This window comes from Dyadobacter sp. CY323, from assembly GCF_021390245.1.
In the GTDB taxonomy this organism is placed as follows: Bacteria; Bacteroidota; Bacteroidia; order Cytophagales; family Spirosomataceae; genus Dyadobacter.
In genome coordinates, this window is record NZ_JAJUXH010000031.1 from 1 (window position 1) to 15,702 (window position 15,702).

Sequence of the window (15,702 nt, forward strand, 5' to 3'; positions counted from 1 at the left end):
CTACCGATTTGATCATGTCGGCCGGAATTTGTCTTAATGCATCCGCAACGCTGGTGGCAATAATGGTAGATGGCTTATTATTGATCAAAACCCGGACATTGGAACTTCCTCTCAATGAAACATTTCCATCCAGGTCCACCGTCAGCATCGGTACCTTTTTCATAACATCCGAAGCATCGCCACCTTTACTGGTGATATCTTTTTCCGCATTGTATACCAAACGGTCCACTTTTTCTTCAATGAGCTGGGCCATTCCTACTACCTCCACTTCATTCAGCTGAACCACATCCGGGGCTAATGAGATCGACCCAAGATCCAGTTCGGTACGTCGGTCAATTTTTACATCGGCGATGGTTTTTGTTTTATAACCAATAAATGAAATAAGGATCTTAAAATTTCCCGATGCCACTTTCGTCATCGAAAATTCGCCTTTTTCATCGGTTGTCGTACCGTCAATCGGATTATTTGATTTTACATCAACCAGAGCCAACGCCGCAAATTCAACGGGCTTTTTGCTCACAGAGTCAATCAAAATACCTTTGATTTTCCCCGTTCCTTTTGGCGTATCCTCTGCGGTACCCGGAATAACGGTTTGGCGTTGTCTGTCGCCACCCCGCTGATCACCTCCGAATCCGCCACCACCGCGGCTACCACCTCCCCCGCCGCCGCCACCCGGAAACTGGGCGTATGACGCGGATGCGATGACGGTCATTACTATAAGAATTGCTGATTGTAAACTACGTTTCATGGTTGGGTTGTATTATCGTGTACTTTTCGAATTTCAAAGTAACTACCAATTGGATTGAGAAAAAAAGGGAATAGATGGAACAGGGGAATGTACCGATCAATAGGACATTTAACACGATTAAGAGGCGATCGGAATGGATGAAAATAACCCGTAACATGCTATTAGACAACCAGATTGTATCTAGAAGTAACATTAAGCCAAATTCGGGCAGTAGTAGATAAGTGATTAATAGATTGCAGAAGTGGATCGGTCGGTATTTAAGGAACTTTGATCGATTGCAATAGGTGTTTTAATAAATTCCCTGTAAGATTGTGATTAGAATAATGTGACTTTATCGCATTAATAACTAACTAATTTATAAATGGATACGCGTGCCGCTAGAAAATACCCGCCGTTGATCTTACATCTTCTTGGATGGAGCTTTCTCGCTCTGTTCCTGATGTGGCAACCATTGAGCTGGCAGATTGTGTTTCCTGTTTCTTTCTGGATTAAACAGGCTGTTTTACTGGCCCTCCTTATTTCCGCATTTTATCTCAATTACTATATCTTGTTCCCCAGGTACCTGGCAAAGAACCGCTATTTTAAATTCATTATCCTGAATATAGTATCCGTAGTACTGCTGGCTTTTGTGATGGAGCGCGTGAAAATCCTTATCCATCACGGAGAACAGATGGATCATGCATTCCGGATGGCGCGGGAAGCAAATGGGGAGAAGAAGCATCAGGAAAAGCTGGACAATTTCGCATTGCTCACTGCATTGATGATCATTGGTTTGAGTACCAGCGTTGCTGCGGTTAAGAATGCGCAGCAAGACAAACATGACAGACAAAATCTTGAAAAAGAAAAGATTAACTCCGAGCTCTCCTTTCTGAAAGCGCAAATCAATCCGCATTTCTTTTTTAATACACTTAACAATATTTATGCATTGACGGTGATCGACGTGGAGGCTTCGCGGGAGGCATTGCATAAGCTGTCGCGTATGATGCGCTACGTATTGTACGAAACGCAGCACGGGACCGTCTTGCTGAGTCAGGAAATTGCTTTTGCGCAGGATTACATTCAGTTAATGCAGCTCCGGCTTACAGATAAAGTGACCGTACATCTCGATCCGCCCAATCCGCTCCACGATGTTAGCATTGCGCCGATGTTGTTTCTGCCATTCATTGAGAATGCATTCAAACACGGTGTCAGCGCGGTTCAGCCAAGCCGTATCGATATTCAGATCCGCCAGGAATCACATAAGATTTTTGTGGAGGTAAAAAACACTTTGTTTACCGATAAACGGGCAGTTCTGGACGAAAGTAATGGCATTGGCCTGGCTAATACCCAGCGTCGGCTCGACCTGCTTTATCCTGGAAAATACCAGCTGGAAGTGACGGAAAACAAGGAAGAAAAAGAATTTGAAGTTCACTTAGAATTAGAAACTGCATGAGTGCATTGGAATGCATCGCAGTCGATGATGAGCCACTTGCATTAGGCCTTGTCTGCGCATTTATTGAAAAAACCCCTTTTTTGTCCCTGGCCGGAAGATATTCGAGTGCGGTTGAGGCTTTGCAAGCGATTAACACAAAGCAACTTGATGTCATTTTTCTGGACATTCAAATGCCGGACCTTACTGGAATTGAACTTGCCCGGATACTAGAGAAAGCCGGAAACCGAGCGCCCAGGATCATTTTTACGACTGCATTTAATCAATACGCATTAGACGGTTTCCGTGTCGATGCGATAGACTATCTCCTAAAACCCTTTAACTATGAAGAGTTCCTCCGGGCCGCAACCAAGGCGCAAGCCTACGCGGAGCTTCTTCAAAAAGCGTCGGCAGCTGCTTTCCCCGAAACGAAGGATGAGTATTTGTTTCTGAAAGTCGAGTACCAGCTTGTCCGCATCGCTTATGACGACATCCTGTATATGGAGGGACTTAAAGATTATGTGAAGGTCCACCTCAAATCGGACCCGAAACCGATCCTTTCACTGACCAGTCTGAAAGCGTTGGAAGAAAAACTTCCAGCAATCAAATTCATGCGTGTTCACCGGTCTTTTATTGTAAATCTGGATAAAATCGGCGCGGTAACCCGAAATACGATACAGATCGGACCTACCACCATTCCGGTGAGTGATCAGTACAAAGACTTATTTAACCAGTTTCTGAGCAAATGGATGTGATTGAATCTTGCAGGTGAGTTATTTCAACTCTTCCTGCAAGAAATATCCTGTATAGCTTCCCTTCACTTTTGCAACTTTTTCAGGCGTTCCTTCGGCGATGATCTTACCGCCTTTCGCCCCGCCTTCCGGGCCCACATCAATCACATAATCAGCCACTTTGATTACGTCCATATTGTGCTCGATGATGAGAATGGTATTTCCTTTTTCAACGAGTTTGTTCAAGACATTCAGCAAATGCCGGATATCCTGGAAATGCAATCCCGTAGTCGGCTCGTCCAGAATGTAAAGCGTTTTTCCGGTATCGCGTTTTGAAAGTTCTTCCGAAAGCTTAACGCGCTGCGCTTCTCCACCCGAAAGTGTAGTAGCGTGTTGGCCAAGCGTAATGTAACCCAGACCAACATCGTTGAGGGTCTGAACTTTTCTTAAAAGTCGTGGCTGATTCTCGAAGAATTCGAGCGCGGTCTCCACCGTCATATCCAGAATATCCGCGATGGATTTTCCTTTAAACCGCACTTCCAGCGTTTCACGGTTAAATCGCTTTCCTTTGCAGGTTTCGCAATTGATATGGACATCAGGCAAGAAATCCATTTCAATTTTCTTCATTCCCGCACCTTCACAATCTTCGCAGCGTCCGCCTTTGACATTAAATGAAAAACGTCCCGGTTTGTATCCGCGGATTTTGGCTTCCGGTAATTCGGCAAAAAGTGTCCGTATATCAGTAAATAAATTGGTATAGGTAGCCGGATTCGAACGTGGCGTCCGCCCGATCGGCGATTGATCTACCTCAATCACCTTATCAATATGTTCCAGCCCTTCAATGGATTTGTAAGCCAATGGCTCACGTCGCGATTTATAAAAATGGTGGTTCAATAACGGAAACAGTGTTTCGTGAATCAGCGACGACTTGCCGCTTCCACTCACACCGGTCACGCAGATCATCGTGCCCAGCGGAATAGACATACTGACATTTTTAAGATTATGCCCCGTACATCCTTTCAAGGTAATGGTATCCCCATTACCCTTTCTGCGTTTTTTAGGTACCTCAATTGCTTCTCGGCCACTGAGATATTCAGCAGTCAATGATCCGTTTTTCAGAAAAACCTCGGGACTTCCAGCTCCCACAACATTTCCTCCATGACGGCCCGCACCTGGTCCGATATCCAGAATATAGTCGGATGCCAGCATCATATCTTTATCATGCTCAACAACCAAAACCGTATTCCCAAGATCGCGGAGACTCTTTAATGAGTTGATCAGCCGGACATTGTCCCGCTGGTGCAGACCAATGCTGGGCTCATCCATAATGTAAAGAACACCCGTAAGCTGGGTACCAATTTGCGTCGCTAGCCGGATCCGTTGCGCTTCACCTCCCGACAACGTCCGCAATGCGCGGTTCAAAGTCAGGTAATCCAATCCTACATCAAGCAAAAACCCTACCCGCTTCCGGATTTCTTTCAAGACCTCGTGACCAATTGCCCGCTGACGTTCTTCTAAACGATCTTCTAGGTTTACCAGCCAGTCAGCCAGCACACGTATATCGCTGTCAGACAGTTCAGAAATATCTTTTTGATCAATTTTGAAATGAAGAGATTCCTTCTTCAGTCTCTTGCCCTGGCATTCCGGACAGGTTTGGGTCACCATGAAATCTTTTAGCCAATCCTGGATTTTCTCATTCCCTGATTCCTGCTGTCTTTTCAGGAAATTAATGATGCCGTCAAATTTCGTCTCCCATTCCGTTCCCGGATACTTTTTGGAAGGTACGGCTACCGCATCTTCACTTCCATAAAGAACCAGTTTCACCGCTTCTTCCGGAAACTTATCCAGCGGTGTCTGCAATGTGATCTTAAAAGGTTTGAGTAACACCTCCAATTGTTTGAAAATCCAGGCATCCCGGTATTCACCCATCGGCGCGATCCCGCCTTTGCTGATGCTCAGTGACTTATCCGGCATAATGGATTCTTCCGTAATCTCCTCGACCATTCCCAAACCCTGGCAGGTAGGACACCACCCATATGGCGAGTTAAATGAAAACGCATTGGGAGCAGGGTCATCGTAGCTGATCCCCGACTCCGGGTCCATCAGGTTTTGAGAAAAATAGTACGTTTCGCCTTTTGCGTCCAAAACCATTAATGCGCCTTTTCCCTGTTTGATGGCCGTCGCTACAGACTGGCTCATGCGATAGCGGGACTGCGAATCCTCCTCTTCTTTTTTAGGGATAATGCGGTCAATCACAATTTCGATATCGTGAACCTTGTAACGGTCGAGCTGCATTTTGGCTGTAATATCCTGAACCTCACCGTCTACACGTACCTTCGTATAGCCCATACGGGTTATTTGTACAAACAACTCCCGGTAATGTCCCTTCCTTCCTTTAACAACCGGAGCAAGCAACACGATCTTTTGTCCTAAAAACTGCGTCATAAGCTGATTTACGATCTGATCCTGCGATTGCTTGATCATCCGCCGGCCCGTCACATAAGAATATGCCTCGCCTGCTCGTGCATATAAAAGCCTTAAAAAGTCATAGATTTCCGTTACTGTCCCCACCGTAGACCGTGGATTGCGCGAAGTGGTTTTCTGCTCGATACTGATTACCGGCGACAACCCGCTAATTTTATCTACGTCAGGTCTTTCCATTTCACCGATAAACCCTCTGGCGTACGACGAAAAGCTCTCCATATATCGCCGTTGCCCCTCCGCATATATCGTATCAAATGCCAGCGAGGACTTTCCACTCCCGCTTATTCCCGTCACCACAACCAGTTTATTACGTGGAATATTGACGTCAATATTTTTCAGATTATGCTCGCGCGCACCTTCTACTTCGATTAAATCCTGACCCGCAAGTTCAGTTGCATTCAAATGTTCCAAGATAAAATTTGGATTAATTGCACAGTTAGTAAAAGCTCTCCTAAATCTTTAACCCCAAAATTAGGTGTTGAGTTGCATAAAATTTGTGTGATTTTCGATCAGATTTTCCAAATCATTTATTGCAATTTCTCAAGACTGCCTGTTAAGATGCAAACGTTTGCACGTTTGCACATAAATGAGAATAATAAAATATGTAACCCTTAGTATATTTATAATAAATACCCCAAAAATACTTTTTGAAACACCGTTTTGTCAGCACAATGTGTATTTTTGATATTATCTTGATAATTACTAATACATTCTTAACATTTTAACTTCCCTATTTTATGAAACAAAATTTACGAGTCTTACTGACTTCCGTAACACTATTCCTATGTGCATTGCTGAGTGTCAGTGTCACATATGCGCAGGACAGGCAGGTTACTGGAAAAGTATCTTCCACTGCCGACGGGGCGGGAATTCCAGGAGTAAACGTACAGTTACGGGGCACTAACACAGGAACTGTTACAGATGCTGAGGGCCGGTATTCTATTGAGGCCAAAGGAGCGGATGCCGCGCTCGTATTTTCTTCCATTGGTTATATCAAACAGGAAGTTGTAGTGGGTGCGAAATCCGTTATAGACATCAGTTTATCGGATGATATCAAAAGCCTGACCGAAGTTGTTGTAACCGGTTATGCTTCCCAGCGCAAGCAGGATATTACAGGTGCAGTATCCGTAATCAGCCCGAAAGAGCTCACAGCAGTACCTGCCGCGAGTGTTACTCAAATGCTTCAGGGCCGTGCAGCGGGTGTTACAGTTGGAAATGACAACTCCCCCGGCGGCGGTACCATGGTTCGTATCCGTGGTTTTGGATCGATCAATAACAACAGTCCATTATATGTAATTGACGGAGTCCCCACACAGGGGACCCTCAACCAGCTTAACCCGAACGACATCGAGTCAATGCAGGTTTTGAAGGATGCTTCTGCGGCTTCCATCTATGGTGCACGTGCTGCCAACGGTGTTGTGATCATCACTACGAAAAAAGGCAAGCCAGGTGAGCCAAACATTACATTTGACTTTTACACAGGTACACAAAGACCCGGTAAAATGCTGGATCTGCTGAATACCAAGGAATTAGGACAATATCTTTACGAGTCCGATCTTGGAGCTGGCAAGAACCCGTCAGCTACTTCTCCCTCAGTTCAGTATAAGTTTGATGAAAATGGTAATCAGACCATTGCTGATTACATTTATCCAAACGTGTATGGCACACTTCCTTCCAACTACACGTATACAAATGACATTGCTGATCCGAAGCTTGGGGTAACCGCATTTAACATTACAAAAGCAAATAAAGAAGGTACCGACTGGCAGGATGTAATTTTTGATCCGGCCCCTATTTCCAATTATCAGATCGGAGCGTCGGGTGGTTCAAAATCTGCTAAATATGCGATCTCTGCCAACCATTTCAAGCAAGACGGTATTTTGAGATATACCAAATACAAAAGGTACTCTGTACGGGCCAATACCGAATTCACAAAAGGGAAAATAACTGTGGGAGAAAACCTTACATTCTCATATGATGAGAGACAAGGTATCACCAACAACGACGAAGGAAATCCGATCATGTTCGCCATCCGCGTTCATCCGATCATCCCCGTTTTCGATATCACAGGAGGCCCCACTGCATTGGGAGGAACGAACACATCTCCATATAACGGTTTTGCAGGAAGCCGCGGTAGTAACTTAGGAAATGCTCCTAACCCACTCGCACGTTTGTATCGTGAAAAAGATAACCTGACAAGAGCAACTCACGTGTTCGGAAACATGTATGCGCAGGTTGACATCTTGCCGGGGCTTGTCGGAAGAACCAGTTTCGGTCTGGAATACAATCAGTCAAACCGTTCTGAATACTTTCACCGTGATATTGAAGCGGCTGAGGCCAGAAACGCAAACAGTATGAACGTGATCAACAACCTTGATCGCTCCATTACCTGGTTTAATACGTTGAACTATGCAAAAATCTTTGGCCCGCATAACGTAAATGTATTGGTGGGAACAGAAGCTGTGAAAACCTACTCAGCAGGCTTCCAGGCCAGCAGGAGCGGTTTTGCATTTGACGACCTTGACTACCGCTATCTGGATGCAGGTTCGGCAGCTGGTTTGGCGAATGCGGGCGGTGGAGCAACGCGCAGTGCATTGTTTTCTCAGTTCGGTAAAATCAATTACGGTTTCAAAGACCTTTTCCTTGCTGACTTTACATTACGCCGCGATGGATCTTCCCGTTTCTCAGAAGCGAACCGGTACGGTGTTTTCCCAGCATTCTCTCTGGGTTTGCGTATGACCGAATTGAACTTCATGAAACCAACGAAAAAAGTGCTGGACGATCTGAAAGTACGTTTTGGTTGGGGTAAAACAGGTAACCAGCTGATCCCGAACGTTTACAACGCATATACCCTTTATGCTCCGGATCCACAAAACAATGCTTACGACATCAACGGTACCGGAACATCGATCGTGGGTGGATTTGACCTTGTACAATTCGGTAATACAAATGGTAAATGGGAGACTAACACATCCACCAACATTGGAGTCGATGCGGTATTGCTGAACAACAAACTGGAAGTCGTTCTTGATTTTTACAATCGTAAAACGACGGACATGTTGACGCAGATTGCCATTCCAAGAACAGCAGGTACAGGTACCATTCCTTATACTAACATTGGTGAGGTTACCAACAAAGGTTTTGATATTGGTCTGAATTTCCGTGACAGGAAAGGTGATTTCTACTATACATTAGGTGTGAATTTTGGTCACTACAAAAACGAGGTGGTGAAACTGAACAATGACCCGAACGCGACAATTTTTGGTTTTGCGACACGTCTTCCAGCGATGTCAGCTTCCAAAGCCGGTTCTCCGATCGGAAGTTATTATGGCTACTTTGTTGATGGCGTGATTAAGGATAAAGCAGAGGCAGATGCTGCGCCGAAATTCGGATCGTATACTCGTGAGGGTACATTCAAATTCAGAGACGTAAATGGGGACGGAATCATCACAGCTGCGGACAGAACCATTATCGGCAGCCCACACCCGGACTTCAACTACGGTGTCAACCTGAATCTCGGATACAAAGCTTTCGATCTTGCGGTATTTGGACAAGGCGTACAAGGCAACGAGATTTTCAATTATGTGAGATACTGGACGGACTTCAACGTATTCCAGGGTAACAGGTCGAAGGATATGCTTTATAACTCCTGGAAAAAACCGGGTGATAATGCAAAATTGCCAAGACTTAACTCGGGTGATGCGACCAGCCAGCAGGTTTCTTCTTACTTCCTGGAAGATGGTTCTTACTTCCGCGTGAAAAACATCCAGCTAACCTACACACTGCCTACTGCGCTCCTGAAAAAAGTGAAGATCGCCTCTGCACAGGTTTATATCCAGGGACAGAACTTATTCACGTTCACCAAATACACCGGACTTGATCCTGATATCAACCTGAGAAGGTCTGGTAACGACAACGAGGACAAACATTTGGGTGTAGATGAAGGTGCATATCCTGTCTCGAAATCATACCTGGTAGGTCTACGCTTCGGTTTCTAATTCTTTGACATTCACGAAATTCATATTATACCAATGAAAAAAATAACCTTAATAATCGTCTTAATTGGACTGAGCTTTTCATGCTCTGACAGCTTTTTCGATCTGAAGCCACAAGGACGTGCGTCTTTGGAGCAATTGAGTAATAAAAACGGTGTGAATGCATTGTTGATCGGCGCTTACTCGCTTGTTGACGGAGTTGGATCCGGAAATACCGGCCGCCAGTCGACGGTTTCAAACTATGTTTTTGGCGGAATTGCCAGCGACGATGCAGTGAAAGGAACAGATGCCGGTGACCAGCCTGAACAATCATTCATTGAACAGTATAACTGGCTGTCGGACAACACCTATTTCCTCGGCAAATGGTGGCACCAATATGATGGTGTTGCAAGATGCAACGAAGTGATCCAGATTGTTAACGGTGAACTGGTTAAGGATATGACCGAAGCTGAAAAAACACAGGTTATCGCCGAAGCTCGCTTTTTGAGAGGTTTCTTCCATTTTGAAGCTAAAAAAATGTGGAACAAGATTCCTTACATTGACGAGAAAGTATATGTAGCGGCTGATCCGAATTCAACTAAAATTCCGAACACGGAGGATATCTGGCCTAAGATCGAAGCGGATTTCAAATTTGCAGCGGACAATTTGCCTACAACGCAAGCTCAAAAAGGAAGAGCTTCTCAATGGGCTGCGAAATCCATGCTGGCTAAATCACTACTATTCGAGAAGAAATGGGCAGAGGCAAAAGCTTTACTGGACGATGTCGTAAAAAATTCGGGCAAAAAATTGGTTGCCAACTACCACGACAACTACAGAACTACCGGAAACAACAACAGCGAGTCGATTTTTGAAATACAGTTTTCTGTAAATGACGGTACGAACGGTAACAATGGTAATGCCGGAGATAACCTGAACTGGCCGTACTCTGCAAACTCTCCGGGTCGTGGATGCTGCGGATTTTACCAGGCATCACACAACCTTGTGAATGCATTTAAAACAGAAAACGGGCTGCCAATGATTGGTACTGCTGCAGACGGAACACTCGATACTTACAACAAAGTGGATCTCCCGAATGATCAGGGAATCGTTTCTTCTGCCGCATTTACCCTCGACAAGACCGTACCTGTTGATCCACGTCTTGACTGGACAGTTGGTCGCCGCGGTGTAAACTTCCTTGACTGGGGCCCAATGCCTGGTTCAGCCTGGATTCGTGATCAGGTGTACGCTGGTCCATTTACCGGTAAAAAATGGATGTATTACCTTGCTGAGGAAAATAGTACTACCCACTCCACCAGCAAAAGGAACGTAAATAACAACTTCCGTATGGTTAAGCTTTCCCACGTATTGTTGTGGCTGGCTGAATGCGAAGTTGAACTTGGAAATCTGGCGGCAGCAGAGGGATATGTGAACCAGATCCGTCTTCGTGCTAAAACCGGATCCGTGCAAGATCCAACCGTTACGTACAAAGTAGAACCTTACCCAGCTGGAACATTTGCAGGCAAAGGGGCAGATTTTGCAAGAAATGCAGTAAGGATGGAGCAAAGACTTGAATTTGCTATGGAAGGTCACCGCTTCTTCGATCTGGTTCGCTGGGGAATTGCTGAAAAAGTGTTGAACAAATATGCAGCAGAAGAAGCAGTAGCTGGAAAAGAACCATCCGGACGTACATTCAGTAAAAGAGGTTACATGGCTGGCAAAACATTTACCGCCAAAAATCTTTACTATCCGCTTCCACAGGATGAAATTCTGAACAGCCAGTTAGACGGCAAACCAACGCTTACCCAGAATCCAGGGTATTGATCTAAGAAGACTCTTTTTAACCTAAATGGAAGGACCGGCTCAAAAGGCCGGTTTTTTTTATTCTCCAACATTCATAATCTTGCAAAATAAAAACAGAGGCTACGATGAAAATCAGTAATGAAACCGAATACGAAAAAGCGTCAGAAAGAGCTGATGAAATTTTTGGCGCCAAAAAAGGTACACCGGAAGAAAAGGAATTGCAGGAGCTTTTGAGGGCAATAAAAGAATACGAGGATGATTTTATCCGGATGTTAAAGGATAACGATTAACTGCTTTGCGTCACAATTAGATCTTTTACCTTCTCGCAGCGTGTAAAAAACGGCTCGATAAGTGAAGCCCGCACTTCCACATTCATGCGGCACTCCATTTCAAATAATTGGTTTGACGCGGCCAAGTCCAGATCCTTCACAATCTTCATTACCTCATTCATCTGCAGGTATGAAAAGCTCAATTGATAAATGCTTGAAAGATGCTTTGTCACGATCTCACCATCTGCCAGAGCCAATTCGGACGCTGATTTATAGGCATGTATCAACCCCGGAACCCCAAGCAAAGTACCTCCAAAATATCTGACTACGACGATGATGAGGTTGGTCAGATTTTTGGAATAAAGTGTATTCAGGATTGGTCTCCCCGCAGTACCGGAAGGCTCTCCGTCATCACTCATCCGGTAAGCCATTTTGTCCGTCCCCAACCGGTAAGCATAACAATGATGTACTGCTTTTGGATGTAATTCGCGCAAACTGGCAAGATGAAATTTTGCGTCGTCATCCGTTTGAATGGGAAATGCGTAAGCCAGAAACTTACTTCCTTTATCTTTAAAAAGACTTTCGGCAGGCCCCGCAATCGTAGAATAAGTGTCGTCAAATAACACGGGCACGGCGTTTTCTTAATTGATAAATAGTAACGGTATAAATCAATGCGGCAAATGCGAAGGCTGCCATCGCAAAAAATACGATCGGTAAATTCTGCCTGTGATTGTCGAACAGTGATGCCGAAAGAAATGCGCCGAGACCGATTCCCGCTTCCAGACAAATGAACATGGTTGCGATTGCCCGCCCGCGATTGTGATCACCGCTCAGATCCACTGTCCAGGCGGAAAGTACCGGAGACAAAATTCCCGTCGCCATTCCAAAAAATGCTGCACCCGTCAAAAATAACACGACGGTATCCGCAAAACCGGTTATGATCATCCCAAGAATGAGAATGCCGCAGCCCACCATCGTGACCGGGATGCGACCATGCTGGTCAGAAACTTTCCCAGCGAATACACGTATAAGAATGGAAAAAATCGTGAAGACCATAAAATAAAATCCTTTGTTCTGCAAGCCCAGATATTCACTGAAGTCGGGCGTAACCGTTGAAACCGCACCGAAACTGAAGTAACATAAAAACGTAATAAAAGCCGGGCTAAATACGTCAGGCTCGAAGATGTCGCGCCAGGTAATCTGAAAAGATTTAATGGATAGAGGCTGTTTTTCTTTCAGCGTTTCCTTCATGTTCAACAAGATAGCGATAGAAAGCAATGCAAAGATGGAGGAAGTGTAAAACAATGCATTGAGCGAAAATGCCTGGCTGATCATACTGCCGACAGCCGGCCCGAAAGCTGAACCAACTCCCATACACATGCCATGAACGCCCAATGCTTCTCCCCGCCGGTCTGCCGGGACAATGTCTGCCACATAAGCTGAGGTACCCGTTGGTTTGAAGCCGGTTGAAAATCCGTGAACCAAACGTAACAGCAAAAACGGCATCACGGTAGTGAAAATGGGGTACATTAAGCCGCATACAAAGCAGACAAGCGATCCAAAAGCCATGACCGGCACTCGGCCAACCCTGTCTGTAAGCCGGCCGCTGAATGGCCTTGATAATCCGGCCGTTAATGTAAATAATCCGATGATCGCACCTTTATAATCAGCGCCGCCCATTTTTGAAAGATATCCCGGGAGCTCGGGAATCAGCATATTGAAGCTGGAAGAAAAAAGAAAGGAACTAAGGCCCAGCAACCAAAATTGCGTCGTAAAAATGCTGGGGGAAGCGGTTTTTTGCATCAAACAAAAATACGATTAACTTCAAGAAATAGCCAGAATACTTCGTGAGCGTTTTTGCACTTGCCGGTTTTTTCCCAACTTTAAAACATGGTACGCATTTTTTACAAAGAAGGCCGGCTGATTAAGCGGGAGAATGATATTCGTGAACTGGGCAAGGTGAAAAACCTGGTTTGGGTGGATTTGCAATCTCCCAGTTCCGAGGAAGAAGAATGGGTTGAAAACAAATGCAATATCAGTTTTCAAACGCCTCAGGAGATCGTGGAGATCGAAAGCAGTTCCCGTTTTTTTGAACAAAACGAAACCATTAATGCAAACTCCAACTTCCTGAAAATCGATCGGGATGGCTACGAAACCTATCCCGTTTCTTTCATTTTATATAAAAATGTACTTTTTACCTATCGTCGCGGCGACTCGAAAACGTTTGCTGATACGGTAAAAAAGATGAAGGTAAGCACCGAAAGTGTGCAGGATGGGGTTGATTTTATGCTGCTTTTGCTTGAAACCAGGATAGAGGCCGACGCGGATTCGCTCGAAGGCATTTCCCGGGACATTTCGGCGATCAGTAAGGATCTGACGCACGAACAAAAAGCGCGTCAGGAAGTGCTGATCCGGATCAGTGGCTTGCAGGAAATTACCATGATGCTTCGAGAAACCAGTATTGATAAGCAGCGCGTACTTTCAGGGATTCTGAGAAGTCAGTACTTTCCGGAAGATCGAAAAGAGCATTTAAGGATCATTTTGAAAGATATCAGCTCACTGCTTGAATATACCACCTTCAATTTTGAGAGGCTGGAATATCTGCAGAACACGTTCATGGGTTTGATCAACATTGAGCAAAGTCAGGTGATCAAGATTTTCACGGTCGTAACGATCATTTTCATGCCGCCGACGCTCATTGCAGGGATTTTTGGTATGAATTACGCACATATCCCGTCTACGAATGAACCCTGGGGATTCTGGATTTCTCTGTTTCTGATGGTGTTTTCCTCAGCGATTGTACTTTGGTTTTTCAGACGAAAAAAATGGATCTGATTTTCACCTGTTGTAGATCGCAAACCGTCCGTCGAAAAACGACAGCTTGTAATACGGAATGGACCTGGTACCAGCTTCGGGATAGTAAGGTTCCGGCCTGAACTTGTAGTCCATTACAATGAAATCAACGCCGTTTTTATTGGCCCAATGCGCCATTTTAACAGTCGTCATTCCTTTTTTCTTTGATTGCAGCTTGTAGTTTTCGTGGGTCAGAAGCCTGGGGTACGCCTCATACTCATTAAAAAAGAAGGTGAGCGGCACAAATCCACATGCGTCATCAGCGATTCTGGGCCTCAGTTTTTCGTACGAAACCGGCAGTGATTCCATGGTGAAATTCCGGTGGATAATTTGTCCCATTCCGAATGCCCCGATTATCAAATAAGCAGCCAGAATCACTTTTAATGCAATATTTTGAAATGGGTGAAGTTTGTAAAGCTCGTAAACCAAAATCAGCATAAATGGGATAAAGAGTATCAGATAAAGTGCCCCATTTGCTTTGGTGATCAGCCAGAAAGAGATCAATAATGCCAAAGAGTATACGCGCAACGTGAGCGGGAGCTGTGACCAAAACTTTCTCTGATGCCAGACCATGAAAGCCAGTAAAAGCGACAGTGAAATCTGCTCCGGAGAATGGAAAAATAGCCGTGGATAGGTAATGAGCTGTATAAATTTTGAATAAACCCCAAATGCATCCTGCGTTGCGGGATCATTACTGAACTGGTAACGCCAGATCTCGAATCCATTTAAAGCCTGCAAAACATCGATCCAATAAAGTAGGGCCGTGAGTCCGCCCGCGATTGCGAAAACAACGGTGTATTTATAGTTACGGTTGTAAAGTAACGCGACGAAGCCTGCGATTAGGAATATCACGCCATTTAAGTGACACAAAAAAGCCACCCCCGCTAAAATTCCCGCCAAGATCGTCTTTAATACCGTTTTTCGATCTGTTTGAATCAATAAAAACGACCCGAACCCAAATGCGGCCAGCATCATTTCCGGCCGGTTCTCAAAACTCATTTTGATTAGTAGCCGGTTAGCAAAAACCAAAATGAGGATCGCCGGCAAATACCAGGTATTCAGGCTCTTTTCTTTTTGATTGATATAAAAAAACAGCTCAAAAAGGAAAATGCAGAAGAAAATAAGTCCCGTGAATTGTAATACCGGTAAATGAAATCCAAAAAATCGGATCATCATTGAACCGAAAAGTAGGAAAAGCTTGTGGCTCAGCAGGATTTGCTTTTCCCAGCCTAATAATCCCCGAAAAAACTCCGATCGGATCACTCCTTCCTTCGCCAGCCAATACGATTGCTCGCCAAACCAGGCATCATCGCCGGTCGGGTATCGGTTGAAATAGCTCAGTAAGGTGAGTGCGGCAAAGAACGAAACGATGGCAAAGAGTTTCCCTCCGGATATATTCAGCATTGAGCAAATGTATATTTCATCATTGAAATTA

11 protein-coding genes are annotated in these 15,702 nt (G+C 44.8%); 6 read left to right on the forward strand and 5 right to left on the reverse strand.

The window, feature by feature from the left end:
• Window positions 1-748: carboxypeptidase-like regulatory domain-containing protein (locus LZG72_RS27125; protein ID WP_233878293.1), on the reverse strand; the 748-nt coding region annotated here is incomplete at its 3' end.
• Between the two features lie 361 nt (window positions 749-1,109).
• Between LZG72_RS27125 and LZG72_RS27130 the strand changes: the two genes are divergently transcribed.
• Window positions 1,110-2,180 carry a sensor histidine kinase gene (locus LZG72_RS27130; protein WP_233878294.1) on the forward strand — a complete coding sequence of 357 codons (1,071 nt, stop codon included), beginning with the start codon at window positions 1,110-1,112 and terminating at the stop codon, window positions 2,178-2,180.
• Complete coding sequence (locus tag LZG72_RS27135) at window positions 2,177-2,911, forward strand: LytTR family DNA-binding domain-containing protein (protein ID WP_233878295.1); 735 nt, start codon at window positions 2,177-2,179, stop codon at window positions 2,909-2,911. The genes LZG72_RS27130 and LZG72_RS27135 overlap by 4 nt, the downstream gene beginning before the upstream one ends.
• A gap of 18 nt (window positions 2,912-2,929) precedes the next feature.
• On the opposite strand, the gene uvrA is transcribed toward LZG72_RS27135, so the two are convergent.
• Window positions 2,930-5,782, reverse strand: coding sequence for an excinuclease ABC subunit UvrA (gene uvrA, locus LZG72_RS27140; protein WP_233878296.1), 2,853 nt, complete (start codon window positions 5,780-5,782; stop codon window positions 2,930-2,932).
• A gap of 326 nt (window positions 5,783-6,108) precedes the next feature.
• Here uvrA and LZG72_RS27145 point away from each other — a divergent pair, with 326 nt between their 5' ends.
• The 3 genes from LZG72_RS27145 (at window position 6,109) to LZG72_RS27155 (ending at window position 11,435) form a co-directional block, all read left to right on the forward strand.
• The gene (locus LZG72_RS27145; protein ID WP_233878297.1) at window positions 6,109-9,369 is read left to right on the forward strand and encodes a TonB-dependent receptor; all 3,261 of its coding nucleotides are present in this window, start codon (window positions 6,109-6,111) and stop codon (window positions 9,367-9,369) included.
• A 33-nt stretch (window positions 9,370-9,402) separates the two neighbouring features.
• Complete coding sequence (locus LZG72_RS27150; protein WP_233878298.1) at window positions 9,403-11,166, forward strand: RagB/SusD family nutrient uptake outer membrane protein; 1,764 nt, start codon at window positions 9,403-9,405, stop codon at window positions 11,164-11,166.
• A gap of 104 nt (window positions 11,167-11,270) precedes the next feature.
• Entirely contained in the window at window positions 11,271-11,435 is a 165-nt protein-coding gene (locus LZG72_RS27155; RefSeq protein WP_233878299.1) for a hypothetical protein, read from the forward strand.
• Here the strand turns inward: LZG72_RS27155 and LZG72_RS27160 are convergent.
• Together LZG72_RS27160 and LZG72_RS27165 are read right to left on the reverse strand one after the other, a co-directional pair.
• A complete protein-coding gene (locus LZG72_RS27160) occupies window positions 11,432-12,046 on the reverse strand; it encodes a YigZ family protein (protein ID WP_233878300.1) in 615 nt (204 codons plus the stop codon). The two genes, LZG72_RS27155 and LZG72_RS27160, sit on opposite strands and share 4 nt — an antisense overlap.
• A complete protein-coding gene (locus LZG72_RS27165) occupies window positions 12,030-13,217 on the reverse strand; it encodes an MFS transporter (RefSeq protein WP_233878301.1) in 1,188 nt (395 codons plus the stop codon). The genes LZG72_RS27160 and LZG72_RS27165 overlap by 17 nt, the downstream gene beginning before the upstream one ends.
• Window positions 13,218-13,304: 87 nt before the next feature.
• Here LZG72_RS27165 and corA point away from each other — a divergent pair, with 87 nt between their 5' ends.
• Window positions 13,305-14,249, forward strand: coding sequence for a magnesium/cobalt transporter CorA (gene corA / locus LZG72_RS27170; protein WP_233878302.1), 945 nt, complete (start codon window positions 13,305-13,307; stop codon window positions 14,247-14,249).
• A 3-nt stretch (window positions 14,250-14,252) separates the two neighbouring features.
• Here corA and LZG72_RS27175 read toward each other — a convergent pair whose 3' ends face one another.
• Window positions 14,253-15,671, reverse strand: a complete 1,419-nt coding sequence (locus LZG72_RS27175; RefSeq protein WP_233878303.1) for a hypothetical protein — start codon at window positions 15,669-15,671, stop codon at window positions 14,253-14,255.
• Window positions 15,672-15,702: the final 31 nt, after the last annotated feature.

Coding starts and splice junctions, on each gene's coding strand:
- LZG72_RS27130 (WP_233878294.1), top strand. CDS start 1,110: ATGGATACGCGTGCCGCTAGAAAATACCCGCCGTTGATCTTACATCTT.
- LZG72_RS27135 (WP_233878295.1), top strand. CDS start 2,177: ATGAGTGCATTGGAATGCATCGCAGTCGATGATGAGCCACTTGCATTA.
- LZG72_RS27145 (WP_233878297.1), top strand. CDS start 6,109: ATGAAACAAAATTTACGAGTCTTACTGACTTCCGTAACACTATTCCTA.
- LZG72_RS27150 (WP_233878298.1), top strand. CDS start 9,403: ATGAAAAAAATAACCTTAATAATCGTCTTAATTGGACTGAGCTTTTCA.
- LZG72_RS27155 (WP_233878299.1), top strand. CDS start 11,271: ATGAAAATCAGTAATGAAACCGAATACGAAAAAGCGTCAGAAAGAGCT.
- LZG72_RS27165 (WP_233878301.1), bottom strand. CDS start 13,217: ATGCAAAAAACCGCTTCCCCCAGCATTTTTACGACGCAATTTTGGTTG.
- corA (WP_233878302.1), top strand. CDS start 13,305: ATGGTACGCATTTTTTACAAAGAAGGCCGGCTGATTAAGCGGGAGAAT.
- LZG72_RS27175 (WP_233878303.1), bottom strand. CDS start 15,671: ATGCTGAATATATCCGGAGGGAAACTCTTTGCCATCGTTTCGTTCTTT.